21 protein-coding genes and 2 pseudogenes are annotated in these 26,643 nt (G+C 46.7%); 5 read left to right on the forward strand and 18 right to left on the reverse strand.

Annotated features, from left to right (window positions below):
* Positions 1 to 51 precede the first annotated feature (51 nt).
* The 5 genes and pseudogenes from ASG89_RS01265 to ASG89_RS01275 form a co-directional block, all read right to left on the reverse strand.
* A complete protein-coding gene (locus ASG89_RS01265; protein ID WP_057308484.1) occupies positions 52 to 2,376 on the reverse strand; it encodes a glycosyl hydrolase family 95 catalytic domain-containing protein in 2,325 nt (774 codons plus the stop codon).
* A gap of 38 nt (positions 2,377 to 2,414) precedes the next feature.
* Positions 2,415 to 2,519, reverse strand: coding sequence for a xylan 1,4-beta-xylosidase (locus ASG89_RS38135; RefSeq protein WP_162259665.1), 105 nt, complete (start codon positions 2,517 to 2,519; stop codon positions 2,415 to 2,417).
* Positions 2,520 to 2,602: 83 nt separating this feature from the next.
* Positions 2,603 to 2,800: a helix-turn-helix domain-containing protein gene (locus ASG89_RS35280; protein ID WP_414813234.1), complete on the reverse strand. Its 198-nt coding sequence runs from the start codon at positions 2,798 to 2,800 to the stop codon at positions 2,603 to 2,605.
* A gap of 5 nt (positions 2,801 to 2,805) precedes the next feature.
* Positions 2,806 to 2,979: pseudogene (locus tag ASG89_RS01270) on the reverse strand (ABC transporter substrate-binding protein); the annotation flags it as partial.
* A 179-nt stretch (positions 2,980 to 3,158) separates the two neighbouring features.
* Complete coding sequence (locus ASG89_RS01275; protein ID WP_057308486.1) at positions 3,159 to 6,260, reverse strand: glycoside hydrolase family 2 TIM barrel-domain containing protein; 3,102 nt, start codon at positions 6,258 to 6,260, stop codon at positions 3,159 to 3,161.
* Positions 6,261 to 6,487: 227 nt separating this feature from the next.
* Between ASG89_RS01275 and ASG89_RS01280 the strand changes: the two genes are divergently transcribed.
* Positions 6,488 to 7,219 carry a helix-turn-helix domain-containing protein gene (locus tag ASG89_RS01280; RefSeq protein WP_057308487.1) on the forward strand — a complete coding sequence of 244 codons (732 nt, stop codon included), beginning with the start codon at positions 6,488 to 6,490 and terminating at the stop codon, positions 7,217 to 7,219.
* A gap of 207 nt (positions 7,220 to 7,426) precedes the next feature.
* Here ASG89_RS01280 and ASG89_RS01285 read toward each other — a convergent pair whose 3' ends face one another.
* The 8 genes from ASG89_RS01285 to ASG89_RS01320 form a co-directional block, all read right to left on the reverse strand.
* Complete coding sequence (locus ASG89_RS01285; RefSeq protein ID WP_057308488.1) at positions 7,427 to 8,167, reverse strand: response regulator transcription factor; 741 nt, start codon at positions 8,165 to 8,167, stop codon at positions 7,427 to 7,429.
* Positions 8,127 to 9,887 carry a histidine kinase gene (locus ASG89_RS01290; RefSeq protein WP_235549540.1) on the reverse strand — a complete coding sequence of 587 codons (1,761 nt, stop codon included), beginning with the start codon at positions 9,885 to 9,887 and terminating at the stop codon, positions 8,127 to 8,129. The genes ASG89_RS01285 and ASG89_RS01290 overlap by 41 nt, the downstream gene beginning before the upstream one ends.
* A 117-nt stretch (positions 9,888 to 10,004) precedes the next feature.
* Entirely contained in the window at positions 10,005 to 12,332 is a 2,328-nt protein-coding gene (locus ASG89_RS01295; protein ID WP_235549541.1) for a glycosyl hydrolase family 95 catalytic domain-containing protein, read from the reverse strand.
* Between the two features lie 92 nt (positions 12,333 to 12,424).
* Positions 12,425 to 13,990, reverse strand: coding sequence for an extracellular solute-binding protein (locus ASG89_RS01300; RefSeq protein ID WP_057308491.1), 1,566 nt, complete (start codon positions 13,988 to 13,990; stop codon positions 12,425 to 12,427).
* A 63-nt stretch (positions 13,991 to 14,053) separates the two neighbouring features.
* Positions 14,054 to 14,935: a carbohydrate ABC transporter permease gene (locus tag ASG89_RS01305; protein WP_057304608.1), complete on the reverse strand. Its 882-nt coding sequence runs from the start codon at positions 14,933 to 14,935 to the stop codon at positions 14,054 to 14,056.
* Positions 14,936 to 14,950: 15 nt separating this feature from the next.
* The gene (locus tag ASG89_RS01310) at positions 14,951 to 15,934 is read right to left on the reverse strand and encodes an ABC transporter permease (RefSeq protein ID WP_057308492.1); all 984 of its coding nucleotides are present in this window, start codon (positions 15,932 to 15,934) and stop codon (positions 14,951 to 14,953) included.
* Positions 15,935 to 16,294: 360 nt separating this feature from the next.
* Positions 16,295 to 16,483 (reverse strand): glycoside hydrolase family 95-like protein, encoded by a 189-nt coding sequence (locus tag ASG89_RS37330; protein WP_057308493.1) that lies wholly within the window; start codon positions 16,481 to 16,483, stop codon positions 16,295 to 16,297.
* Between the two features lie 232 nt (positions 16,484 to 16,715).
* Positions 16,716 to 19,151, reverse strand: coding sequence for a TIM-barrel domain-containing protein (locus tag ASG89_RS01320; protein WP_057308494.1), 2,436 nt, complete (start codon positions 19,149 to 19,151; stop codon positions 16,716 to 16,718).
* Between the two features lie 119 nt (positions 19,152 to 19,270).
* Here ASG89_RS01320 and ASG89_RS01325 point away from each other — a divergent pair, with 119 nt between their 5' ends.
* Complete coding sequence (locus ASG89_RS01325; RefSeq protein ID WP_057308495.1) at positions 19,271 to 20,173, forward strand: AraC family transcriptional regulator; 903 nt, start codon at positions 19,271 to 19,273, stop codon at positions 20,171 to 20,173.
* Between the two features lie 766 nt (positions 20,174 to 20,939).
* On the opposite strand, the gene ASG89_RS01330 is transcribed toward ASG89_RS01325, so the two are convergent.
* The 3 genes and pseudogenes from ASG89_RS01330 to ASG89_RS38515 all read right to left on the reverse strand — a co-directional run.
* Positions 20,940 to 21,281, reverse strand: a complete 342-nt coding sequence (locus ASG89_RS01330; protein WP_057308496.1) for a hypothetical protein — start codon at positions 21,279 to 21,281, stop codon at positions 20,940 to 20,942.
* Between the two features lie 291 nt (positions 21,282 to 21,572).
* The gene (locus ASG89_RS38510; RefSeq protein WP_414813230.1) at positions 21,573 to 21,695 is read right to left on the reverse strand and encodes a hypothetical protein; all 123 of its coding nucleotides are present in this window, start codon (positions 21,693 to 21,695) and stop codon (positions 21,573 to 21,575) included.
* 18 nt (positions 21,696 to 21,713) lie between these two features.
* Positions 21,714 to 21,806, reverse strand: a pseudogene (locus tag ASG89_RS38515) (nucleoside deaminase); the annotation flags it as partial.
* 514 nt (positions 21,807 to 22,320) lie between these two features.
* On the opposite strand from ASG89_RS38515, the gene ASG89_RS01335 reads away from it, so the two are divergent.
* Together ASG89_RS01335 and ASG89_RS01340 are read left to right on the forward strand one after the other, a co-directional pair.
* Positions 22,321 to 22,689, forward strand: coding sequence for a MerR family transcriptional regulator (locus ASG89_RS01335; RefSeq protein WP_082592550.1), 369 nt, complete (start codon positions 22,321 to 22,323; stop codon positions 22,687 to 22,689).
* Between the two features lie 2 nt (positions 22,690 to 22,691).
* Positions 22,692 to 23,450 (forward strand): SDR family oxidoreductase, encoded by a 759-nt coding sequence (locus ASG89_RS01340; RefSeq protein WP_057308497.1) that lies wholly within the window; start codon positions 22,692 to 22,694, stop codon positions 23,448 to 23,450.
* Between the two features lie 775 nt (positions 23,451 to 24,225).
* Here the strand turns inward: ASG89_RS01340 and ASG89_RS01350 are convergent.
* Entirely contained in the window at positions 24,226 to 24,852 is a 627-nt protein-coding gene (locus ASG89_RS01350; protein ID WP_057308499.1) for a TetR/AcrR family transcriptional regulator, read from the reverse strand.
* 157 nt (positions 24,853 to 25,009) lie between these two features.
* Between ASG89_RS01350 and ASG89_RS01355 the strand changes: the two genes are divergently transcribed.
* Positions 25,010 to 25,945, forward strand: a complete 936-nt coding sequence (locus ASG89_RS01355; RefSeq protein WP_057308607.1) for a ketopantoate reductase family protein — start codon at positions 25,010 to 25,012, stop codon at positions 25,943 to 25,945.
* Positions 25,946 to 26,031: 86 nt separating this feature from the next.
* Here the strand turns inward: ASG89_RS01355 and ASG89_RS01360 are convergent, their stop codons facing one another.
* On the reverse strand, positions 26,032 to 26,415 hold the full coding sequence (locus tag ASG89_RS01360; RefSeq protein WP_057308500.1) for a hypothetical protein: 384 nt from the start codon (positions 26,413 to 26,415) through the stop codon (positions 26,032 to 26,034).
* Positions 26,416 to 26,643: the final 228 nt, after the last annotated feature.

The following is a 26,643-nucleotide window of genomic DNA, read 5'->3' on the forward strand; positions in this document are numbered from 1 at the left end:
TCGGAACACCTCTATTCTAAGGAGTATTGGTTAAACGATATAACCGAAATCTCAATTCGCGTGATTGGATTCGGGCTTAGCAAGTACACGAACCGCAGTCCCTGCCTCCGTCTCAAACGAATAGGTTGATGCGTCGAGTTGCGTTGGCTCGTAAATCTCCCCTTCAATCCATAATTGGATGGGCAGATTGCAACGAATACGATACACCCCTTTATAATCTGGCTTCAGTACAGCATGCTGTAATTGACCGTCCTTCCATGCCATATCTACCGTTACCGCACCGCGGGCGCGAAGCCCCGTTACTTCACCATTGGACCAAGCTTTAGGGAGAGATGGTAACAAATGAATGGCGTCAGCATGGCTTTGCAGCAGCATTTCCGCGATACCCGCAGTCCCGCCAAAATTGCCGTCTATTTGAAACGGCGGATGGTTATCGAGCAGGTTCGGCAATGTGGAGTGCGTCAATAGGGCAGTTACATTTTCGTATGCTTCTTCCGCATCTCCAAGCCGAGCCCAAAAATTCACAATCCAGGCGCGACTCCAGCCTGTATGTCCGCCTCCGTTTGCAAGTCGTCTCTCAAGTGTCCGGCGAGCAGCAGCACTTAGGCTTGGTGTCTTCTCAGGAGTGATCTGTGTTCCCGGGTGCAAGGCGAACAAGTGTGAGATATGACGATGTCCTGGCTCCACTTCCTCATAATCTTCAATCCACTCCTGTATTTGTCCGTGACGCCCAATCTGAGGCTGTGGCAGCTTATCCATTGTAAGTTTAATCGTTGTCAAGAAGTCCTTATCCGTCCCTAACTGTTCACCTGCCGCTAGACATGCGAGAAACAATTCGCGAGCAATCTGGCTATCCATGGATGGCCCATAGCAAAGCACGCCCGTCTCCCCATTCGGCAATCTATATGTGTTTTCAGGTGAGACAGAGGGGCAAGTGACAAGCTCTCCACTAGGAAGCTCGACCATATAATCAACAAGAAAAGTAGCCGCTTCTTTCATCATCGGGTAAGCACGTTTCAGAAAAGCCTCATTCCGCTCGAATTGATAATGTTCCCAAAGATGCAGACATAACCATGCTAGGCCAAGGGGCCAATATGTCGAGGGTAGATAAAGATCCTGCGGTGCGGTATCCGCCCAAATATCAGTATTGTGATGGGCAGAACTGCCACCACACCCATACATGACTTGAGCGGTTCGGCGACCGTTTGGAATCATCCGTTCGATCAATTCAAAGAGAGGCTCATGGCATTCGGGTAAATTGCAGATCTCAGCCGGCCAATAGTTCATTTGCGCATTAATGTTAATGGTAAATTTGCTGTCCCAGGCGGGCAACATATCCTTATTCCAAATCCCTTGCAAATTCGCAGGTAAAGATCCTGGTCTGCTTGAAGCAATAAGCAGATAACGGCCATATTGAAAATATAAAGCTAGAAGTCCGGGGTCTTCAGTTCCAGCTTTCATCCGTTCCAATCGTTTGGAGGTGTCTTGTTCCACAGCATTGAATGCAGCATCAAGCCTTAACGATGTCCGCTCAAACAATTTACAATAATCCTCAATGTGAGCCGATAATAAATCGGTATACGCCCGTGAAGCAGCACGCTTGGCATTCGCAAACGCTGCGGATTCAGGGTCGGGCTCTCGAAAATCCGTGGCGGCGGAAATGACCAATGTGACAGCATCGGCATTGGTCACGACCAAGTGCTCCCCAATCGTACGCATTTGGCCTCCCTCTGGTTTGCACATCAACACACCGCAATAGTTAACACCTCCGCCACTATTGCCGCTCATCATGATCGAATTACCTTCTTCTGTGCGGATACCGTCTACGTATCGGAACCTTTCCCTTCCCATTCTTGCCGTAAAGGAAATTTGGCCCGGCGTATCAGCCGTCAATCGAATCACAATCGCGCCGTCCGGATAGCTCGCAAAGATCTTACGACGATAATGAACCTTACCCGCCTTAAAGGAAATACTGACCACTGCTTCTGATAAATTGAGCTCCCGTTCATAATTGATGACTTGGTTATCGTCTAATGTTTGGAAATGAAGAAACAGATCGCCGAGCGGCACATAATGACGCTGGGTTTCAGGGATCGCAGTTAAGGCAAGCGAAGCGAGGGACTCGGCTTCTTTGAGCTTTCCTTCAAAAATGAGGCGGCGAATTTCCGGAAGATGTGCCAAAGCATCCGGGTTATGCCGATCCCTCGGCCCTCCATACCATAAGGAATCTTCATTAAGCTGCAATCGTTCGGAGCATGGCCCTCCGAAAATCATAGCTCCCAACCGTCCATTGCCAATCGGAAAAGCTTCGTCCCAATGCTTGGCTGCGGAGCGAAAAAATAGTCTTTCTTTGTACTCTAAACGTGCATCACTCATGATGATTGCCTCCATCACTCTACAATCGGATTCTATTTCTAATCAGCAGTCTTGTATTCGAAACAATCAAATGCCGCAGGTACATTAGACTGCTTATCGTTTCCCGTTGCATACATACCAAAAAACACGCCTGTGAACGCCATCCTTAACCGGCATAAATTCGAGAACCGTCTCCACCGAACAAGTGGCAAATCGAAATCATCTCGTACCGGTGAGGCATCCCACGTTACCGTTTGGCGACCCTCTCAACAGACTCGCCTTCCATCTGCTTGTGAAACTTTCTTGGTGTAAAGCCCGTAATCCGCTTGAATTGACGGCAGAAGTGCTCCACGTTGTTATACCCGCAGCGATAAGCGACCTCCGCGATGGATAGAGAGCCGTGCAACAAATATTCCTTGGCTTGGCGGATGTGGCTTGTAATCACGTCATCCATACAAGAAAAACGCCGGATTCCTTCTTGAACGCCTGGTTATCCTCGATGATACGCTTCTGCACGTCTGCCGGAACGACGCGTTTGCCGTTCTCTATTACATAATGCTTTCCTTCAACGCCCCAGTTGATCAGGACTTGAGCCTGTTCGGACGCCAGGTAGTCAAGGAATTGCTTCAGCCCATATCCTTCCCCGTAAGTCAGAATAAGGCGCTGATGCACATTGCGGAGTCCGATCCGATGTACTAGAATCCAATGCCAATGAATCGTCGTTAATCAATAAAGACCTCTGACTTTGGCCAGTGCCTTTATCAAAAATTCACTTCTATCCTTCGCTTTCCAGGATCTACCATTCAATCCACGATCTCTAAAGTGATCTTGTATACATAGATGCCCTTTTCGATTTTATATTCATCGTGAATATTTTTGGTCCATCCAGTATCTCCACCAAGACCTGCATGTTTGTAATCGATATGAAGGAAAACAGAATCGGATGTGACAAGCTCGTCCTCATAGGCGGCATTGTCATACTGTCCGATGCTGTACTGATGGATGTCAAAATGGAAGTGACCCGCCGAGGTAACTTTTACCTTGCGGTCATCCGCCGACACATACAAATAACGGACATCTTCCTTGCCCCCGCACTCAACCGGCACGATGTAGGGAACATGCTGTTCTTCAACAGAGCTTTCATATATACCGACGAAGGCAGCCGTTTTACGGTCCGCATAGTTCTCCCATGGCCCGCGGCCATACCATTTGATACTCTTCCAGGCAGCAGGGAAGGTAAAGCTCAGACCGATTCTCGGTAAGGTATCGACATTAGCATTATTCACGACAGTGTTAGTAATTTCAATGCCTTTACCGCCAATCGCATACTCCGTAAGTGTTTCAATGCATCCATGATAAAGAACATGAACCTGAATGATGACTGATGCAGGCGCTGCATATACCCGGATACGCTTGATTTCTTTCTGATCGGAGTCCAGCCCGAGGCTTCTCCAATAATCTGCATAGTTTAGCGTCTCACCAGGCACACCTGCGTCTATCCCCGTTGGCGGCCGATAGAAATTGTTCGCTCCGCCCGTAAAGTAGTCTTGATTATTGTATCTGACAGAAATGAACTCTGCCGTTTCTTTCGAGAAGACCACGTTCGTATTTTCATTATAAATATGAATTCGATCCGCAGCTTCTTCATATACCAGGCTCCCACTTTGAATATCCCCGGTATGTATTTCATATACGGAATCTTTCAACTCGACCTGGCATGCATAGATACAGGTTCCCTTATTTGCATAATAGGTGTCCTCGTTCAGATAAGCATAAAAATTCAGGAACGCTTCCCCAGAGACCTTGGTTGGATCGTATGGTGCCTGAAGTCTTTCGATAGCTCCGGCCGGCGTGTGTAATCGGGGTAATGTACCGTTTTCCACAGCCTTCCCGTCGCAAACAAGTTCCCAACCGATGTCCAGGTGGCTTAATTCCCGATGCGTATAATGATTATAAATTCGATAACTTTTATTACCGGGAACATCATAAGGCCGTTCAAAATAATCGATCTGGACGGGAGCTTGTATATTTTTAATTTCATAGGCAGCCGGTTTCAGCGTTAAATCCGGAAATACAATGCCGTTCAGGCACATATCGGGCGCGGAATCAATAATCTCTTCCTGGAAGGCGCCGCCATAAACATATTTTTTGTTCCCAGATTCATCATGCCGGACAAGCGCTTTATCCTGGAAATCCCAAATGAAGCCGCCCTGAAACCGCGGGAATTTATAAATAAGGTCCCAGAATTCCTTGAAATTCCCGTTACTGTTGCTTTTCGCGTACGCATATTCACACATAATAAACGGCCGCAAGTCATCGCTACTCGTCATGCAATCCACGATCCAATCCTTCTGAGGATACATGGGCGCCATGATATCGGAAATATTGGCCGGAGGATTCAAGGACTCATACTGAACATATCTTGTTTTATCATATTCCTTCATCCACCCGTACATGGCAGCATGGTTCGCTCCGTAACCTGACTCATTTCCCAAGGACCACAGAATGATCGAGGGATGATTCTTATCTCGCAACACCATCCGTGCTGCACGTTCCATATAAGCATGCGTCCATTCGGGAGATGCGCTGAGCTGGCCGCCGATGCCATGGGTCTCAATATTGGCCTCATCCACAACATATATGCCCAGTTCATCACAAAGGTCGTACCATTCGACGGTATGCGGATAGTGACTCGTTCTTACCGCATTGATATTTAGCGATTTCATGATCTTGATCTGCTCACTCATATACTCCGTCGACACCACGCGCCCCGTTTCGGGACAAAATGCATGAAGGTTGGTTCCGCGAATTATGAGACGTTTGCCGTTAATTTTCAATATCCCGGTGTTATCGATGCTGATTTCTCGGAAGCCGACATTTGCACTCTCGATGTCAACGACATTTCCGTCAGGGTCGATCATTTCCAATACTAATTTATAGAGGTAAGGAATTTCGTCGCTCCACAATTGGGGACTCTTAATTGTTTTTTTGACTTTCGCCACATAGTTGTCTTGCAGGTAGGATCTGAAATCCGCAAACTTCGGCGTCTCAAATTGCGTAACCAATTTTCGATCGTGATCATAAAGAGACAGACGCACGTGAGCTTCCCCATAACAGCTTGCTTGATTATTAGGATAAACCGTCACGGCTAATTCGGCATTGTCAGAATCACCCGGGAAAAGCGTTTCGATTTTATAATCATGAATTCGCATTCGCGGTTTTGCATAAATCAGAACATCTCTGAAAATACCCGATAGATGCCAGTAGTCTTGATCCTCCAGATAAGAACCGGCTCCGAATCGCATCACCTGAACGGCCAAATGGTTTTGCCCCGTTTGGATGTAATCGGTAATATCAAAAGAAGCGTTAAGCTTGCTGTCCTGCGAATAACCGACGAACTTCCCGTTTAACCACAGATAAAAGCAGGATTCCACACCGGCAAAATCGATAAACAAATCTCTGCCGTTAAAATGTTCAGGAATTTCGAACGATAGGACATAACATCCGGTGAGGTTATCCTCCGGCACATAAGGCGGATTCAAAACAAATTCATCTTGCTTCAATTGAATTTCGTGATGAGAGTCCGCCCCCTTCCGCGCAAAGGGATACTTAATATTAGTGTATATAGGTTTCCCGTATCCGAACAACTCCCAGTTGGAAGGAACAGGGATATCATCCCATTTGGACACGTCATATGCAGGATGATAAAACTCATCAGTTACTACATCCGGAGATGTAAACGTTTTAAATTTCCAAGTGCCGTTTAAGCATTTTACGTATTTTGACGCTCTCCGGTCACCGCTTAGCGCCTGTTCCACGGTTTCGTATATTCCATACGGCTCATGCATGGGATGACGGTTCTTGTGAGCGACATGCGGATTCTCCCAGTCTCTGTTCAGCTTCATACGTTTCGAATAACCCCCTCATAAATTGTCTTAATTGGTTGTGCTATGAAAGTCGATACCCTTATAATATAAGGACAAGTTTTTATATAAAATGTTAGGTCTGGTAATTCATTTATCCATTTTGGTAGGTGCGGTGACGATATGAATTTCGATGCTATAAAAGAAAACGATGTCGTATACCGGTGTATCGGAGACGATTTCGACCAGGGCATTTGTCATGCGGCTTTATGAGAAAAAGAACGGCAGAGCGCTCCCAGTATGACTTCAGGATCGGATATTACAGCTGTTTGTTGGTCCTTCAAGGCAACGGACGATTTATCTCAAAGGAAGGCACTGTTATTACAATGCAAGCAGGGGATCTGGTACAACGTTTGCCCGATCGTATGCACTCCACCGAAATCGAGCCGAATGGGGAATGGATCGAGTTTTATATCAGCATAGGTTATCCTGTCTATCATTACCTCAAAACGCTAGGCATCATAAATTCCGACCAAGAGGTGCAGCCGACACGACATACAAGCGATATTTTGAATGAATTTGCCGCCCTGCTTAACTCTCTTAAAGCCGCTGTAGATGAAAGGCTCCCCTATTTGCTGATGAAAGCTCAAGAACTCATTATCCGTTTGCACGGCAGCGTACATCATACTCAGAGAGAGCACAATGATCATAAAATCTCAAAAGCTTGCCAACTAATCGGCGGCGCCAATGATATCCATTACGATATTAAGGAAGCCGCAGCAGCCGTAAATATGGGCTATGAGAATTTCAGGAAGCTATTTAAAGCCACAACCGGAGTTTCCCCTCAGCGGTACCACATTGAACATTTAATGAAACAGGCCAAAATGATGCTCCTCTCCGGACTTCCCATTAAACAGGTAGCCGTTAGTCTTGGTTATGGGGATATTTATTCCTTCATTCTGACGAGTATTATTATTGGTAGCGTATCGTTATTCTTCTGAGGTTCATCATCTTGAGGGTCAACATTAGTTGGATGTGTTGAAATAATTGTTGGTGATTGGTTATTTAAACCAATCGCTGATGAGGTACCTAATCCAGATATGCAGGCGAACAATAAACTTTCTGGTTTCAAGAAATTAATCCCCGTCAGAAAATGAAGCAAGGAATTGTTAAGTTGTTCGCCTGTGAAGCGCGAATGAAGAAAACCTTCAGCTACTAGGCGATTCATGACGTTCGATTTCTTCTTGATTTTCGCGGTAGGTGCCGGGAGTCGTTCCCGTGTATTTTTTGAACACCTTCGCGAAGTAGTGCTTGGTATCGAAGCCGACCTGCCGGCTGATCGCGCAAACGGTCGAATGAGGCTGCGTTTTCAGCAGCTTTTGCGCTTCCCTGATTCGTAACGCATTCAAGTAATTGACGAGGGTGTCTCCCGTCTCCTTCTTGAACAAGCTGCTAATATAATTCGGATGCAAACTCATGCGATCCGCAAGATGGTCGAGGGACAGATCGTTCATATAGTTCATTTGCAAATAGGCTAATATCCGTTCGGCGTGCCGACTGTAATCCGAATCCGATGCGGCGGGAAGCTCCTCCTTCACGCGGCTCAGCAGGGACGCGATTTCCTTTTTGTCCAAAGGCTTCAGCAAGTAATCCACGACGCCCGAGCGAAGGGCCTGACGGACATAGTCGAACTCGTCATAGCCGGTCAGGATAATAAATCGATCGCATAACCCCTCAAGCCTGGCCTCCTGAATTAATTCGAATCCGTTCTTCTCCGGCATATGGATATCCGTTATCGTCACATCGGGCATAAAGCGCTTCATTGTCTCTAATGCCTCCGGGGCATTGATGGCCGAGCAAATGTCGGAACCGACAGGCGCGACTTCCTCGACGATTTTAACTAACCCTTTAAGAATCAAAGGTTCGTCGTCTACGATCAAGATCTTCAACGTCCGCCACCTTCCTTTTCACGATGATAATGCGCAAGCAGGCTCCTTTGCCCGACTCGCTGAGGATTTCCAGTCGGGATTCTCCTCCGAAGAAGCTTTTGACTCGTTCATTGACGTTTTTCAAACCTACGCCGACCCGCTCCTCTGCCTTTCTAGGCTCGTCGTGCCTGGACAGCCGTTCGCGAAGCGCGAGAAGCTTCTCCGGCGTAATCCCGTTGCCGTTGTCGGTAACGTCGATCGTAATCTCGCTTTCCGTTTCCGTCGCCTGCAGCGAGATATGGACGGGTCGAAGGACGGCGGAAGCTCCATGCACGATCGCATTTTCGATAAGCGGCTGCAAAAGGAATCGCGGACAAGCCAGCCGTTCGGCATCCAGCGCAACTTGAATTTCAAAAGTCAGCCTGCTTTGGAGCCTCATTTTGTGGATGTTCATATAAAAGGAAACCATCTCGATTTCCTTCGCAAGAACCGTTTCTTCCCGCGCGGACGACAAGCTGTACCGCATCAGTTTCCCGAACCAGAAGGAAATATCGGCGACTTCCTTGTCATCGTTAGCCTCGGCGACCATGCGGATCGTCTCGAGCGTGTTATAGAGGAAATGAGGCTTGATCTGCGCTTGCAGCACCTGGTATGCCGCTTCTTTGTTGCGCATTTCAGCTCGGTGGACGTTGTTGATGAGCTCGTCCATTCGCCGGACCATCGCGTTATAGGTGACGATCAGGAAGCCGATTTCATCCTTTTCGAACTTGCCGTTTTTGATCGTCAGCTGCCTGAGGTTATTGTCGTTCAGCGTACGCATATGCCGGGCCAACCGAAGAATCCGTTTAGTAATCGTCGAAGCCAGCAGGTAATAGGCGATGGATAAAGCGATCAACAGAAGCACGATCATCGTCACCAAAACGATTTCCTTCTTCTTCACGTAACGGAATACGTCTCCCACTTGACCGGTGACGATGACGCGAACGTCCAGCGGCTCGAGCTTCAGCTGATTGACGATCGTTTGCCGGTTGATAAAAAATTTCCTGTCATCCGCTTGCAGAAGATGCAATGTCTTCTTGTCCAACGCCGGCGCTTCGTTCGTCAACGGATCGCCCTGTCCAGACAACAGCAACGCTCTCCAACTTCCTTCCACACCCGCGGCCGCATAGAAGTTATGGATTAAACTTTTGCGTACCCGAATTTCAAGAAGGCCGATTCGCTCCGTAATTTGCGTATTGTAAATGTACTGGTAATAGATCAGGTCCGGATCCGACGCCGCGGGATCGGCGCGCAGCCATTTCCCCTGTCCGGCTTTCAGGGACGAGACAGTTTGTTCCGTTTGCGGATCCAGCATAGACCGATCGCGAAACAGATTGGTGATGGGCAATACCCGATCCTTCATCTTATAAATGACGATGGATTCGATCTCCGGATTAGCGAACATCGATTGCGTGTTAAGCGGGAGAATATAGCGGGTCAGCGCGTAGATGCTGTCCGCGTCGGATTCGTATACGCCGTCCAGATAATCGGTCAAGTAAGGATTGTATTGCAGCACCCGGTGGACCGACTGAATTCGGGCGAAATCCGTTTTCAGATTGGCGTAAGCCTGCTCCAGGATTTTCTGCCTGCTCTCCACGAATTGTTGCGTCAGGTTGCCGTAGATTTGCGTGTAATAGTGATAACCGAATGCCAGAACAGGGATAAAGATCATAATCACGTAACCAAGCACGATTTTGCGCATGATGCTCAAGGCGGCGTTTCCCTCCGATGCGGAATCCATATATCGTTAACATATCATGTACTAAAGAATTCCGATAGAGGCGCATCCCTTCCAGATTTGCAATCCCGCAAACCCCGGTTAACGTGAGAACGGATCAAATTGAAACGATTCGCCAGCCTTCAAGGTGTATCGGATCGATCGCTTCCTATAGCGCAGCGTACAAGGCATTCCGCAAAGGGAACGGATCTCGGCTCCGATTAAGCTTCCTTCCGCCCAAGTCATGCCGACTTCGAATCCCCCTCTGGCGCGAAAGCCCGAGACGGAGCCTTCCGGCCATGTTTCCGGCAAGGCAGGAAGCAATTCGATTTCGTATTCGGCTTTTCCGTATCGATAGCGGGATCGGCTTTGCAGCAGCATTTCCGCAATGCCCGCGGTTCCGCCGAAATTGGCGTCGATCTGCATCGGAAACGGCTCATGCTGATTGAGCAGATTCGGATTGGTCGATCCCGCCAAGAGATCGACGAGCCGCTTGTGCGCGCTCTCCCCGTCTCGCAATCTGGCGTGCAGCGCTATCCGCCAAGCAGCCGGCCAAGCCAGGATTCGATCCTTGCTCCGATGGCGAAGCTCGAGGCTTTTGCGCGCCCCCTCGAACGTTTCGGGCGTATCCTCGTATATCTGATTGCCGGGATATAAGCCGTAAAGGTGAGAAACGTGGCCGTTCGAATCTTCCGGTCGATCCCAATCCTCCGGCCATTCCTGCAATTGGCCGAATTGTCCGATTTGCATGGGGGGTATCCGGTCCAGAACCTTTCGGATTTCGTGTTCGAACGCCGAATTTTCGCCCAGCAGCTCGCTTGCGATCAAACAACGTTCGAGCAAGTCTCGGATCAACTGCACGTCCATCGTGGACGAGATCGTGAGATGCCTTCTTCGATCGCGGCCGTCCCGATACGCGTTCTCCGGCGAATAGGAAGGATTGGTAATCAGCAGACCGGCGAATTTGACGCCTTCGGGAGCCTCCACCAGGAAGTCCATCACGAATCGGGCGGCTTCTTTCATGGCAGGGTAGGCCCTTACTCTCAGAAAGTCAAGGTCGGGATTGTATTCGAAGTGATCCCATAAGTGCTGGACCAACCATACCCCGCCCATCGGCCATATTCCGGCATGGATGTCGACCGGGGCCGCGGCGCGCCATAAATCGGTATTGTGGTGGACGACGAAGCCCTTCGCGCCGTAATAGAGTTCCGCCGTGCGCGCGCCGGTGACGCGAAGATCGTCGATCAGATCGAACAGCGGCAGGTGGCATTCCGGCAAGTTTCCGACCTCCGCCGGCCAGTAATTCATCTGGACGTTGATGTTGGTCGTCCATTTGCTTCCCCATTCCGGCCATTCTTCTTCATTCCATATGCCTTGCAAGTTGGAAGGCTGATCGCCCGGTCTGGAAGACGCAATGAGCAAATACCGGCCGAACTGAAAATATAACGCGGCGAGCGACGGGTCCTCCGTCTCCCGAATGTCGAGTACGCGCCGATCCGTCGGACGCCGCTTGCCGCCAGTTCGCTCGTCCGCCCCGACACCCCCCAGCCTTATCGAGACTCGTTCATACAAGGCTTTATGGTCTTCGACGTGTTCGTCCAGCAACTCGCGATAAGGTCGTTCGGAGACGCGCGCCATATACCGATTGTTCAATTCCGAAGGATCGCCCCCCATGTCCCGGTAGTTCAAGAAGCTTGTCGCTCCGGAAAAAACGAGGGTTATTGCACTCGCTTCCGCTATGCGCAGGACGCCGTCGCCGGCCGCGCACGAGCCGCCTTCGCAAAAAGCCGTGAGCCTCCCTTCGAATCGGAGTCCCGGACCTTCCCAAGAGCCGCTCCAATTTCTTGGACCCTTGCGCGTTCCGGTCCGTCCAGTCAGCCGAATCGCACGGCTGCCGTCCGATTGAACGGACGCATCGGGGTGGACGCTGGACAAAGACGCGTCTACGGCGATACTGCCCCGCTCGCCGCACGAAAGCCGAATCACCAGGCAGCCGCTCGGGCGGGAACAGAAGATTTCGCGCGTGTATTCGCATCCGTCGGCTTCATAGGATACGGTCGCCACCGCCCGCCGCAGATCCAATTCACGCCGATATCGCGTTACCTCGCGATGCCCGGGGAACGCCAGATTCAGATCGCAAAAAGGCAGGTAGGCTTGCAGATGGATCGGCTCGCCCATCATGCGGTCCAGAAACAGCCGCTCCGCCTCCTCGATCCGATCATTGAAAATCAGGCTCCGGACTTCTTGCAAATATTGCCCCGCGTCCGGCCGGTTATAATCGTGCGGCGCCCCCGACCACAACGTCTCCTCGTTGATCTGGATTCTTTCCGTTTCCGCTGCCCCGAACACCATTGCTCCCAGCCGTCCGTTGCCAATCGGAAGAGCCTCTTTCCATGCCGTACCGGGCGAATCATACTCCAGCTTCATCATTTTCCCGCCTTTCCGTTCTCCCATTTGCCTTCACCTGCAATATAGCGTGCAAAGTCCGTCAGGAACGCGCAGCGCTCCTGACGGACCCAGTCTTATTTTTTAAACAAATTCTTCTTCTTCTGATAGGTTTGGTTAGCCCAATCTACCAAGCGATCCAGACCGATCTTCTTGGCGTTCTTCACCATGCTCTCGTAGTTTGCCACGGCTTCTTCCTCCGACTTCGCCAAGTAGATTTTAACCTTCTCGTTTTTGATCATCTCGTCGATCTTCGTTTTGATCGTCTTCTCGTCCGAATCCGGCTGCAGCTGAATCAAGCCGAGCTCCGGCTTGTAAACCGTGAACGCCTTTCTTTCCATCAACGCTTTCGTCTTCTGCGCTCCCGGTACGTAGCTCAACATGCCTTCCGTAACGCCGTCGTTGTACAGGTACCACCATTTGATTCCGTTTCTGTTGACGAAATCGGCGTCGGACGGATCGTATTTCAAATTCGGATGCCCTTCGTCGTTCCAGGTCCAATGCTCGCCCTCGACACCGAACATCGTTAACTTTTTGCCTTCGTCGCTCGCCAGATATTGAAGGAACTTGATCGACGCCTCCGGATCCTTGTTTTTCTTCGTGATAAACGTACCTGCAAAGCCCAGTCCGGAGCTGACCGATTTCGCATCTTTTGAAATGGAGCTAGGCAGCATTTGGAACGTATACGAACCTCCGGCTTTTTTGACCTTGATATTATCCGAGTCTGCTATGCTGACCGTATGCATATGCGCGAATGCCTTCCCACTGGTCGCATACTGATCGTCGATCTGATCGTTCGTATAGGCGAAGTTCTCCGCCAGAATGTCCCCTTCGCGGTACAGACGGTTCATAAACTTGAAGAAATCCAGCATTTCCGGCTTTCTGATCGCATAGTCCACTTTTCCGTCCCGCTCATACCAGCCGTCCAGAAGGCCCTCGACGCCGAACTGCGTCAGGAAGTATTGCTCGATCCAATCTTTGTCCATGATCAGAGGGATCATGTCCGGATATTTTTCTTTGACCATGCCCAAAACCTTCATAAAGTCGTCAATGGTGTCTATTGACGGATTGCCGAGCTTTTGCAGAATATCCTCGCGCACCGCGATACCTGGGCTGCCGTCGCTGCCGACCGAGTATTTGTTCTGCGCCATTTCCTCCTGCGTCGCGAAGGAGTTGCGCACCGTATAGAAATTGCCGTCATCCATCGTGTGGATCGCAATTCGTATCGGATCGATCTTAAAGTCAGGCGCGTATTTCTTGATCAGCTCGTTCCAAGGATAAGAAAGCTTCGAATCGGACATCCGTTCGATGTTCGCGTTAGTAAAAACCAGATCCGGGAGATCGCCGGACGCGATCATGAGCGGAAGCTGCTTGTCGTCCGTGGCTACTGTCACTTTCAGCTTGATTCCCGTCTTTTCGGTAATTTTCTCGGCAACCGCTCCCGTCCATTCCTTCACCGGATACCAGGAGGCATCGATAAACAGGGATAGCTCCTTCACCTCGTTGCTTTTGGCGGGCGGCTCGCTCCCCACCGAGTTATTGACTTGACCATCGTTGTTATTTACGCATGCGGACATCAGCGCTATCGTCATCATTAGGATGAGCGATAAGAGCAGTGCCTTCTTCCCTTTGTTTCTTTTCAAAATAACCCCTCCAACAAGTGATATTTATATTAAAGCAAACGCTTTAATATCATGCCAACAAAATCAACCCTTCACGGAACCCAGCATAATGCCTTGAATGAAAAACCTCTGGAGGAACGGATAGACGCACACGATAGGCGCGATAGATATAACCATAGCCGCTACCTGAAGCGAATAGCTGGTGACGCCCGCTGAAGCGCTGTTCGCAACGGCTATAGCGTCCATCGGCGCATTGCTCTTGTTGATAACCTCCATCATCCGGAAAGCAAGCGTCCGTAGACCTTCCGACTGCACGAAGTAAGCGGAATCCAGCCAAGAGTTCCATTGACCAACCCCCAAGAAAAGCGACATGGTTGCGATCAGCGGCATAGAGACGGGAAGGATGATCCGGTAGAAAATAACGAGCTCGGTAGCCCCGTCCATGTAAGCCGACTCCTTGAGTTCACTCGGAATTTCCTGAAAGAACGAAATGGCTATCAGCAGAAAAAACGTACTTAACATGGAAGGAATGACATAGACACCGAACGTGTTCAGCAGCCCCAGTGAGCGCAGAACGACGTAATACGGTATCAAACCGCCGGAAAAGTACATCGCGAATATAATGACCGTGAAATAACCTTTGCGAAACAGAAGATCGCGGTGAGACAGCCCATAAGCAACCAAACAGGTAAAAAGGACGCCTAGGGCGGTTCCCGCAAGCGTTCTCATAATCGTGACCAAAAAAGCACGGTACCAGTGGGGGTCATCCAAAAATCGCGCGTAATTTTCAAAGGAAAAGGTCCTTGGCCATAAATAGACGCCCCCAAGAAGAGAATCGGTTCCTTTATTGAAGGAAAGAATCAGGACGTAATAGAACGGATAAAGCATCGATAACGTCAGAATGGCTAGTAATGCATAAATCATAGCGTCCATGATACGATCTTTTTGTTTTTGGCTGAGCTGCATGCACGCTCCCCTTTCCTAGAATAGACTTGATCCCGAAGTGCGTTTGGCAATGTAGTTGCTGGAGAAAATCAGGATGACGGAAATGACGGACTGGATCAAATCAATCGCTGCCGCATAGGAAAATCTCCCGTCTCTTAATCCGACCTTAAACGCATAAGTTTGCACGATCTCCGAGGTCTGATTGTTGATGCTGTTGCCGAACAGAAACGCCTGCTCGAAGTTGGAACCCACCAGTCCTCCGCCCAGAATGCTTCCGATCGTCAGAATAAGTACAACGACGATCGTTCCTTTCATTCCAGGGACCGTAATATGGCGAATTCGAGCCAAGCGGCCCGCTCCGTCGATCTGCGCGGCTTCGTATAATGACGGGTTAATGCCCGCTATGGCGGCCAGGAAGATAATCGTCCACCAGCCCATCTCCTTCCAGACGGCACTTCCAGTCGCCAGTCCCCAGAAATAGTTGGGGTTCGTCAATATATCAAGCGGCTTGTCGATTATGCCTAGCCCTAGAAGCGCTTTATTGACCATCCCGATATCCGTCGACAGGAAGGCGAAAGCGATGCCTGCGACGACAACCCACGAGATGAAATGGGGCAAATAGCTGATCGTTTGGACAAAACGCTTAAACTTCAAATTTTTTACTTCGCTTAATAGAATGGCCAGCAATATGGGAGCCGGAAAAGCAAAAAGGATTTTTAGCAGACTCAATGCCAGCGTATTTCGCACGATTGTTCCAAACTGATAGTCATTAAAGAACTCCTTGAAATGCTTTAATCCCACCCATTCGCTTGTAAAAATGCCCTTAATTCCGGTAGAGATGGAATACTGCTTAAATGCCATTAGAATGCCGAACATCGGCGTATAGGCGAAGACAAGCAAAAATATCATGCCGAGCCCAACGAACAGGTGCAGCGTTTTTTGTTTTTTAAACTGCTTCCAAAACTGCGTTCGCTGTTCTGTTTTTCCCTTAATTCCGGTTACGCGTGTATCCAACTCCATATCTGCTCCTCCTTTGTTTTCATTGTACTCTTCGAATCAGAGCGTCGAAAGCCAACATTCTTAAGAAAACGTTGTCATTTTTGAAGATCGGATGGCAAGGTGCCCGGACAATAGCATCCCGTTGCCGCCGTTCAAATCGGTTTGCGATCCGCATAGAACGCGACGATATCGTCCCTCGTACGCTTCCGTTTCTGGACAAAAAATAGATGACCCCCGACGAATTGACGAATTCCGAGGGTCATCTACCGGCCAATGCTAGTGCGGCCTAGTTTTGCTTTGATCACGGATTAAACTGCAGCGACAAGCGGTTTTATTTCACTCTTCCCTGCTTGGGCATTGGCGTTGACGCAAGCAATCGTTTCAATCCGGAAGCACGGTGTAGACGACGCCGGCATCCGCATGAAAGCGGAGAAGGCCGGCCGGCCTCTCGGATTCGACCGGTTTCCCTTCCACTGTAATCGAACAACTGATCGCGCTTCGGATACAGCATGGTCCACTGGCAGTAGAGGCAATTACGGCCTTCGTCAGACTGCCGTCCTTCCATTCCAAGTCGACACCGCCTCTAGCGCGCAGCCCTTGAACGAAGCCCGTTGACCAAGCCGCCGGCTATTATGCAGGTTACAGGTTTAAAGCCTACCGAATTCAGACAACATGCATTAGGGGTACAGCACTTGTGAAAGTTGAGTTGACTCAAGGGTTTTTTTATTGATAACTAAAGGCATACAACCAATAAGGTTGTATGCCTTTAGTTTATCCCACATTTTCATTTTCACGAATCCACTTACATCGATACTTCTTGTTCGCTTCCGTCGTATTTGACGATGACTGCCGACTCCCCGTCTTCCAACAACCCGCAGCCCTTCCCTTCGTCTACCATGACGACGGCGAAATGAATAAGCTTCTTCATTCCCGGATAGACGCCGGCACGCTTACCGAATATCAACTTCCGGGACTGTTCCTCCCAGTGGATCGAAATGGTGGCGAAAGCACCTTTTTCGTATTCGTAACCGTCTCCTGCATCTTCATAATAGGTAAAGCTGGCATTCTGCCCACGGTAAATCCTTAGCTCGATTGGGCTATCCGTCCCTTCTTCCGTGTACTGAACTTCCGGCCCCAAAGGTACGATGGCTCCGGCACGAACGAACAACGGCATCGTATCGAGAGAGGCCCTGGCTCGAATGGTTTGTCCTCCCGTATACCGCCGTCCCGTCCAGAAATCGTACCAATCGCATCCCTCAGGCAAATAAACGAACCGCGACTTTTCCGAAACCTCCAAGGGTCTGGAGCCGGCGCTCCAATACATCGGCTGAAGGACCGGATTGACAAGAAAATTGGGTCCAAACAGAAATTGATCATCAATATCGAAGGTACGGGGGTCATGTCTAAAATCAAACGGCAGCGCCCTCACCATCGTATAATCGAAAAGTGTAACCCAGCTTGACACAGAATAAATGTAGGGAAGCAAGCGGTAACGCAAGCGGATAAATTGAACGAGTGTATCGTACCAGACCGAGCCCGGTTCGCCGAACCGCCAGACTTCTCTAGGCGTATCCGTTCCATGTGATCGGAACATGGGCAGAAATGCGCCATACTGAAACCATCGCACATAAAGCTCGCGATACCCCAAATCTTCGCAGCCTGCATCATACTCCCCCTTCCAAAACCACTGCTCTTTCTCTGCGACGAAGAAGCCGCCGATATCGGTTGTCCAGTAAGGACACCCTGTCACACTGAAGTGAAGACCTGCCGGAATTTGTTTTCGCAGCGTGTCCCAGTTAGCCGCCGTATCTCCTGACCATGTAATGGTTCCATATCTTTGTTGACCTGCGTAGGAGGAACGAGTAAGGTTCACGACCCGTTTGCTTTCTGTTACGCCGCGTTGACCTTCGTATATTCCTTTTGAATGCATGAGAGAATAGGCATTAATATATTCGGGATCCAAATACTTCTTGGCTTCGTTTGTATTGATGTGCATCCTTTCTTCCGGTTCTGGCTTCACTTCTCCAGTCCAGTCTGCTTCAAACGGCTCTGTGCAATCGCACCACCAGGCATCAATACCGTAAGTGAACAATCCTTCGTTCGCTTGCTTCCAATACAGCTCGCGAGCTGCCACGTTAAAAGCGTCGTACGTAGCCTGATTGCCCAAGAGCAGCTCCTTTGACTTCATCTCCGCATGATTAGGACCTTCGTTGCTCATAATCGGCCAAATCGAGACCATAAGCTTCGCATTGAGCTCGTGAATTCGATCCATCATGACTGCAGGATCCGGGAAACGCTCGGGATCCAACGATTTTTGTCCCCATTGCTCGCCGGTCCAGGAGCACCAATCAAGGACGATCAAGTCCAGGGGAATTCGGCGTTTCCTGTATTCTTCCACAGTCTCGATCAATTCCTGCTGGGTTTTGTAACGTTCCTTCGATTGCACATACCCAAACGCCCACTTCGGCAGCATCGGAGCTTTACCGGTCAAATGCCGATATTCGCTTACAAGCTGATCCCATTCCGGACCGTAAAGGAAATAGAAATCCATTTCATCGTCTACATCTGTCCACAGATAAGAGCCGAACCCATCGTCATGAAAGGTCATTAGGGAATAGCTGTCCATCAAAATCCCATAACCGCGAGTAGAGACTAACATCGGAACAACAGCCTTCATATTCTGTTGATAAAGGTATTGATGGCTCCCACGCAGATTCATGATTCCTTCTTCATGCGAGCCAAGTCCATAAAGGGCTTCGTCTTCCATCCAGTCGAACTCGAGTTTGGTGTGGTACGCCTTACGGTCTACGACGCGTTCTATCTGATCCGTCCGCACCCTAACTCCGTCCGCGCTTTGCGTCGTTTGCAGCGAAGCCGCTCCGTCGAAAACCGACTTCAGGACTTCAATGGGAACCAGCGTTTTCCCTCCGCGTCGAGGCTCCATTGCTAAAACTTTTCCATTGCTCTCCTTATAAGTGAACGCGGTCGTCGCCTTGTCAATCTCCAAACGGAGCCTGGAAGTCGACAAGATTAGCTGCTCCTCCTGTTCCATCACTTCGAATTGAACGTTCGGATCAGGCAGCGCTTGAATCATCAAGCTCGGTTTGCTGCTGAACTGCTCCTCTTGCGTATACTGAACTCGTAAGCTTGTGGCTGAATAGGGAGTTAATTTAACCCTTCCTTTGGATGTCCTCAGCAGCAGTCCGTTTGATTGAATCTCATAGGAAAGTACATTCATTTTTCTGATCCTCTTCCTTTCTAGTAGTAGATATATTAATATTATATTGACTCAATTTTGATTAATCTCACAAAATATTGCTTCGTAATATCAATAATTTGCTATAATCGGGAGGCGCTATGCTCGAGCTTCGTATGCGTGAGAAAGCGGTGCATGGAGATTCATCTTTTCCGTTCAGCGTTTATCGGGTAGATTATAAATCGGGAAATCAACCGATCTTACCATGCCACTGGCATGAGGAATTTGAAATCATTCACGTTACAAGAGGCAGCGCCGTATTTAAAATTGACGACATCTCTTTCAATGTCAGAGAAGGAGAAAGCCTTCTCGTGGGTCCCGGCCAACTTCATTCCGGGTTTAGCTTCTCCCAGGAAGGATGCGGATATATGGCCATTGTATTTCACCTGTCCTTCTTGTACAGCCGGTCTTCTGACGCATGTCAGGAATCGTTCATTGAGCCTCTTCAAGATCATCAATTCCAAATGCCTGTGCGGCTCGAGAATCCAACACAAAGAGAGGATCAACTGAAGTCGTTGATTCTCCAAATGGTCGAGGCTTATGATACGAAATGGCCTGGTTACCTGTTATCGCTCAAAGGGTGTTTGTATTTATTTTTTTCAATTCTACTCCAGAACAAAATGTTGCATCGTAAAACGCCGAACTCGCCGACCTTGTTTCAAAAAAAGCAAATCCAAATAAAGAAAGTATTACTATATATCGAAGAACACTACTCCCAGGACATCTATATCGATGAACTCTCGTCATTAATATCTCTCAGCCGGTCCCACTTTTGCCGTTTTTTCAAAGACTTTACGGGAGCCACTCCAATGGAGTACCTGAACATGTACCGCGTCGACAAAGCCGCTACCCTGCTTCGATCGGACGACTGTTGTACGGTAATTGATGCCGCACTACAATCGGGTTTCGATAACCTAAGCCATTTTACAAATACATTTAAAAAATATAAACAATGCACTCCCTCGGTGTACAAACGACACCAAACGAATAAAACGCATCCATAAGTCATCCATAAAGATCGAATCATAGCACTGTATTGCGGGGATTCGCGGCTCGTGAGCCGACATTTACTCTATCGCACCCGCAGTTATACGGGGTGTTTGGTATTCAGAATGCGGAAAACGCCACTATCCCTTATCTTTTTTTCTTTACCGTTTGATTTTGGTCCTATTTTGTCTCCCAAAGAAAAAAAGCGTTCACCCATTTAAGTGAACGCCCTCCTATTTAATTTCAAAACTTAATTTGTTACTTCAAGACTTTATTGTCTACTTCAAAACTTTATTGTCTTAGATAATGTTGGGAGACATTCCTACCTCAGGCATTAAACATGTATTTACGCCCTTGCCGTTACTATCTTTAATAGAGAAATAAAAGACACCTGACGCATGTTGAATGGATAAATCATTATCAGATAAGTTCTTTAGAGTTGCCTCAACAACGAATTCATCATTTGATTTTACTTGATTAGGGACAGATATACTTGCTCTAAAAAATTCTTTTTCAGGAATAGGAACGGTTGTTGTTATGACTGCTTGATCCTTGGGAGTTGAGCGATTTACAGTATTTTGTTCATCATTTGTGAAGTCTGGCTACATGCAACTAAGCCAAGAAACGCGACAATTATAATTTTCTTCATTTAAGCAACCTCCCAAGATATAAACGTAAAAATCTGGGATTTTGTTGCAAAGAAAAGTTCACTGTTAGTTCAGAAAAGCCCCGATGCTGTATCGCTACAGTTGGGGGCTAGGAGTAAATTCATAATTTACAAAATCAGATAGTATGTTTCTTCCTTTCATTAACAAATGCCTCAATTAACAATATTAATTCAGATGTTTCAATAGAAATAACGTTGTTCTTTTCAGAATACTTGTCAATTATTTGTACATAGTCGGGTTTAATAGTGGTTGAGAAGATGTTGCCAGAAAAAGCTTTTTCCTTCAATTTTCCATTCTGAACCTGGGTACAATAATCCTTAAACTTTTTACTCATATACTCACTTTGAATATCTGAATTCATAAACATCTCAACTACTCTAAGCTCATCTGGCAGCCTAAATACAAGTCTTTTGTCTCCGCCAATTTTAAGAAACTCAACTCGATAGTTATATTTCATCTTACATATCACACCTTATTTTCTCATGATTTTGTTATAAGAGAGCTTAATATATAGGATACGCAGTTATAATTCTTCCTTCCCTCACTCTCCTATTTGTCTTTATCATTAAATACTATCCTTTAATTACAAAAAAAGGATGGACTAAAAGGACCATCTTATTCCACTAACCTGCCCAATCGGTGAGCGAAAGGCTGCCGATCGATTCGGCAGCCTCCTATAGCTGAGTATTGAACAAACGTTCCTTCTTTAGTTGAACGTACTTTCACACAATATCACTAACTATGTATTTTATTCCACACGTTCATCCCATTTTCGATGAAGTTCTTGAGAACGAATTGCTAAGTCTTTGTAAGGCATTTCCATAACAGAGATTTTATCAAATTTATGCCTGAAGTGATTGCCTTGTTTCATAATTCTCATAGCTCCTAAGTAATCGTCACTTAATGCCCATACAGCTCTAGAAATATCGGCTAAAATCAATGTACCTGAGCACATTGGACAAGGTTCAACTGTGGAATAAATTGTACATTTTTGCTTTTATGCAGGGTCTAACAACTTGCTTCCAGCTTGCCTGATGACATCAATTTCGGTGACAAGTGGGGTCATTAGAAGTAAAGATTCTATTTCTCCCTTTACTTAATATTTTACCCTCATGGTCAACCAGTACAGCTCATATTGGTACCGTTCCTTCACTAAAAGCTATCTCTGCTTCTTCTAATGCAATCTCAAGAAAATATCGGTCCATATCCATAGAGTTCCACCCCTCAATTTACCGTTTTTTTCTAGAACAATTCACTATTACGAAAGGCTATTCTTTCCTCAGTTAAACTCCCGTTAGATTAATAAGGCCGCGCGATATCCCTTGGCGGTCTCGTGATATCTGTGTTGAAGTAACGTTTCCCGATAGCTCAATCAGCTCATGTCAAATGTGGTCCAACCACCATCAAGTATTTTCATTTGAAGACTTGACTTAAACCATGGTTTAAGTCGTATCCTATTCATGTCGACATTGAAATGCAGGATCGGAGGCCTCCAAATGAAGTATAATTCCATCGGCGAAGTGTCAGCCAAACTCAATATTCCAGAATCAGCATTACGTTATTATGAAAAGAAAGGACTGCTGCCGCTAATCGAGCGTGATAATGCAGGCAGACGCTTATTTTCAGAACGTCAAATAGGGCTTCTTCAAGCTGTCGTCTGCTTTAAAAACACGCATATGCCCATAAAAAACATAAGACAGTATATGGAATGGATTGTAGAAGGAGATACCACCCTTAAACATCGCCTTGAAATGATGAAGGAACACAAACAAAGAATACTGGATGAGATTGCATTTTTGACCGAATACTTGCCGGCAATCGATGAAAAAATTGAACGCTATATTAAACAGATTGAGGAGGAATGACCATGAAGCTTTCTGGAAATACACTATTGATTACAGGTGGTGGCACTGGTATAGGACTCGCTTTGGCTGATCGATTTGTCAAAAACGGGAATACTGTGATAGTTTGCGGCCGGCGTGAAAATGTCCTTCAAGATGCGAAAGACAAGGTTCCCGGTCTTATTACTCGAGTATGTAATTTGGAAGAGGTTTCTGATCGTCTAGCACTATTTGACTGGGTAACGGCGAACTATCCGGAAGTGAATGTGCTGGTCAATAATGCGGGCATTCAACAGCGTTTTAATGTGCTTCAGTCGGATGCCAGAGACAATTGGGGTTATTTCAAGAAAGAAATCTCGACCAATCTTGAAGCCCCCTTCCACTTGACCATGCTGTTCGCACCTTATTTTTCCACCAAAGATTCGGCGACAATCATTAACGTCACATCCGGACTGGCTTTTACACCGTTTGCGATTGCGCCAATGTATTCGGCGACCAAGGCGGCTCTTCATTCATACACCGTAAGCTTAAGACACCAGTTATCCCAGACGTCTGTCGAAGTTATTGAAGTTGCTCCTCCAGCGGTAGTCACGGATTTAGGGGGTGCAGGATTGCATCCACAAGGAGAACCGTTGGATGCCTTCGCAGATGCCATTTTCAACGAATTGGCTGGAGACAGCAAAGAAATCGGGTATGGTACTTCTGTAGCCCGCTTGCGCATGTCTCGAGACGATATCGACGTGTATACCGAAAAGATGTATCAGTCAACGAAAAACTTGATCTAACTACTTGGATTGTAGTAATCACCCCAAAAAAGCTGTATCGAATACGTTATCTTTTAAGACTATCCCATACGGATGGTCTTTTTCTTTGAGATGCTTTGTTAAATTGACGCAGACGCATTGAAGGGCCGTTTTACCATCATTCCATAATACGGTTCACCGGAATTCAACTGTTAATTAGGTGAATAAAAAAAAGAGACCCACAGTTCAGGCCGCGAGTCAAAGCTATATATTTTAAAGGGGTTCTTAGTATAGGCTTAATACATTATTTTCCTACGCCAAAACTCAAATATAATAATCAGAAAAAAGACAACTGTTAGAACAGCGCAGAAATACCTCAATGCATGAAACTCACTTAATGTTTTTGTTATTTTATAGGTAGCTCGAAAAGGTAATGGTGGTTCCCATGCACTTTGATCTTGGGTAATGAATGTTATTGGGAAGCCCAAATTTACATGATAAAGTTGATCATAATTATTTATTTGCATACCGTCCCATATTATCGAGGAAGTAACAAAAATCATTGAAACGATAAGTATAACTAAATAGACAATTTTTCGAATTACCAATACTACAATCCTCCTATTTGCAATTGACTATTCACATGAATTATTGTTTCTGCGAGTCCCAATAACAAAACAATTATACCTATCGATAATTAATACCTTACCATACACTGGAAGTTCTGTTAACCTGCCCGTCAATAAAAAAGAACAGCTGCCGGTCCGCGGCAATCTGCTCCCTTAATTTGAACTATCGTATCCGTTAGTTGAATCCCCTAAGAAATTCCCCATTGAGCAGATCGACGTGCTTCATTCTGTTCTTCCGCGATCGGGCTCCCTTTCTCTTCTACGAGGATCATACGATTCATCTCAAGAAGGGACCACAAACGTTCCGTCAATTCTTCCGCAGAACATGGCTTGGATTGGGAAAACCACCATTCGATCACTCCGACGATCGCCGAACTCATGAATTGCGCGAATATCGATTTGCCCAGATCATCAAGACTTAATTTGTTTTCTTCCATTTGTTCCATGATCCGATTATTGATCATTCTGCTCAGATGAACTCGGAAAGAAGGAACGTCTTTAATGCTTAACAAAGTCTTATACAATAGAGCATTTTTTTCGATTTCTTTAATCGTACGGAGTAAAGGTATTTTCGTCGGAAAAGGTCCAGTCGCATTTGCGGAATAGCAGCTTTCCATCAAATGAATCAGTTGATCCTCTATGCACTTGTCCAATAAATCGTATTTGTCCCAATAATGCGAATAAACGGTGCCTCGATTGACATCGGCACGTTCCGCGATTTCGTTGATCGTTATTTTCTCAAATTCTTTCTCGGCTATCAGATGTATGAATGCCTTCTTGATGGCGGTTTGGTTTTTTTTAATTCTTCTGTCCACAGAGTGCTCTCCTTTATTAAACAATTCAGTTTAGTCTGTTGAAAAACCAACAAAACTGATGTATCTAGTGATTGATGCTTGTTGGAGGGACTGCTATTCTGATTTTATTCAAAGAATGATCAAAAAACAACGTATATGGAATAAAGGAGATCAGAAGATGAGAATATTGGTTTACGGCGCAGGCGTTCTAGGCAGCTATCTTGCTCATGTATTAGTGCGTGGCGGGAATGAGGTTACCGTACTGGCGAGAGGCAAGAGAGCAGAGCAGTTGAAGACTAACGGGCTTGTCATTCGCCATTACTTTCAGCTTCGCAACACGGTCGATGAAGTAAAAGTCATTCATGAGCTTGCATCCGATGATCTCTATGATCTTATTTTTGTCGTTATGAAATACAATGATTTCCCATCCGTTCTATCTATACTAGCTGAGAATCAGTCTTCCAATATCGTTCTCGTGGGTAATAATGCAGATGCCCTGGGGATGCAGAATGTACTTCAGGAAAAGAGTAAAGTGAAGAAAAATGTCATCTTCGGCTTTCAGATTAGCGCTGGACTCAGAGAGGAGAGCGGCCGTATTATCTGCATCCGGGGAGGTGGGCAAATGGTATTAGGCAGCTTAGACGGCGAAATCCCAATAAAGCCTATCTTAGAGAACGCGTTTAAGAAAGTTAAGTATAAATTAGCTTATCATGCGGATATCGATGCCTGGCTTAAAAGCCATATCGTCATGATAGTTGCCTTGAACTCGGTTAGTTTTCTTTACGACGGCGATTTAAATAAAGCATCGAAGGATAAGAAACTTTTAAAGCAAGCAATAGACGTGATGGACGATGGGTTTCAACTATTGGAGAAGTTGAATTACACGATTACGCCTGCCAGTCAAGTCAACCTTATTCGAAAGCATAGACGGGTCTTTTACTATGGTCTAAAAATCATTCACAAATTGCCGTTTATGAAATTGGTGGATGGTTCTTTCAGTGAAATTGCTGCTTTGTTCGATTCGTTCAAAAAGTTAAAAAACCAAATAAATGTTGGGACTCCCCATTGGGACGCATTGGAGAAGCGAGCGATGTCCAAGTTTGTTGGTCGCTAAAAGAACTGAAGAACCCAACGTTACAGCCTGTTTGCGAGCGTCCCTTTGAAATTATTGACCTCTAATTATGAAGCTATACTGCCCATTCACCAATCATGAATTTCAGTAATAGTCCCTTTTCCTTGAAAAGTACGAATTTTTCCTACCTCAGGCATTAAAAATGTATTAACGCCCTTGCCGTTACTGTCTTTAATAGAGAAATAAAAGACACCTGACGCATGTTGAATGGACAAATCATTATCAGATAAGTTCTTTAGAGTAGCCTCAACAACGAATTTATCATTTGATTTTAAGTGATTAGGGACAGATATACTTGCTGTGAAAGGTTCTTTTTCAGGAGTAGGAACGGTTGTTGTTATGACTGCTTGATCCTTGGGAATTGAGCGATTCACAGTATTTTGTTCATCATTTTGTGAAGTCTGACTACATGCAACTAAGCCAAGAACCGCGATTATTATAATTTTCTTCATTAAGTAACCTCCCAAGATAAAAACGTATAAATCTGGGATTTTGTTGCAAAGAACAATCATAATTCTGAACTAAACTGCCCTTTAGCGCAACGAGGCTGCCGATCTATGCCGGCAGCCTCGTATTGGTTACTTAAACCAATGGGTAATCAACTACAATAACATTTTCCAGTATACCATCCAGCGATTTAACAAATTCCTGATGAACGGGATGCGGACCATATGAACGCA

It is taken from the genome of Paenibacillus sp. Soil766 (assembly GCF_001428105.1).
Lineage (GTDB): Bacteria > Bacillota > Bacilli > Paenibacillales > NBRC-103111 > Paenibacillus_E.

Coding starts and splice junctions, on each gene's coding strand:
- ASG89_RS01265 (WP_057308484.1), bottom strand. CDS start 2,376: ATGAGTGATGCACGTTTAGAGTACAAAGAAAGACTATTTTTTCGCTCC.
- ASG89_RS38135 (WP_162259665.1), bottom strand. CDS start 2,519: ATGGCGTTCACAGGCGTGTTTTTTGGTATGTATGCAACGGGAAACGAT.
- ASG89_RS01275 (WP_057308486.1), bottom strand. CDS start 6,260: ATGAAGCTGAACAGAGACTGGGAGAATCCGCATGTCGCTCACAAGAAC.
- ASG89_RS01280 (WP_057308487.1), top strand. CDS start 6,488: ATGAGAAAAAGAACGGCAGAGCGCTCCCAGTATGACTTCAGGATCGGA.
- ASG89_RS01290 (WP_235549540.1), bottom strand. CDS start 9,887: ATGCGCAAAATCGTGCTTGGTTACGTGATTATGATCTTTATCCCTGTT.
- ASG89_RS01295 (WP_235549541.1), bottom strand. CDS start 12,332: ATGATGAAGCTGGAGTATGATTCGCCCGGTACGGCATGGAAAGAGGCT.
- ASG89_RS01305 (WP_057304608.1), bottom strand. CDS start 14,935: ATGCAGCTCAGCCAAAAACAAAAAGATCGTATCATGGACGCTATGATT.
- ASG89_RS01310 (WP_057308492.1), bottom strand. CDS start 15,934: ATGGAGTTGGATACACGCGTAACCGGAATTAAGGGAAAAACAGAACAG.
- ASG89_RS01320 (WP_057308494.1), bottom strand. CDS start 19,151: ATGAATGTACTTTCCTATGAGATTCAATCAAACGGACTGCTGCTGAGG.
- ASG89_RS01325 (WP_057308495.1), top strand. CDS start 19,271: ATGCTCGAGCTTCGTATGCGTGAGAAAGCGGTGCATGGAGATTCATCT.
- ASG89_RS01330 (WP_057308496.1), bottom strand. CDS start 21,281: ATGAAATATAACTATCGAGTTGAGTTTCTTAAAATTGGCGGAGACAAA.
- ASG89_RS38510 (WP_414813230.1), bottom strand. CDS start 21,695: ATGAAACAAGGCAATCACTTCAGGCATAAATTTGATAAAATCTCTGTT.
- ASG89_RS01335 (WP_082592550.1), top strand. CDS start 22,321: ATGAAGTATAATTCCATCGGCGAAGTGTCAGCCAAACTCAATATTCCA.
- ASG89_RS01340 (WP_057308497.1), top strand. CDS start 22,692: ATGAAGCTTTCTGGAAATACACTATTGATTACAGGTGGTGGCACTGGT.
- ASG89_RS01355 (WP_057308607.1), top strand. CDS start 25,010: ATGAGAATATTGGTTTACGGCGCAGGCGTTCTAGGCAGCTATCTTGCT.
- ASG89_RS01360 (WP_057308500.1), bottom strand. CDS start 26,415: ATGAAGAAAATTATAATAATCGCGGTTCTTGGCTTAGTTGCATGTAGT.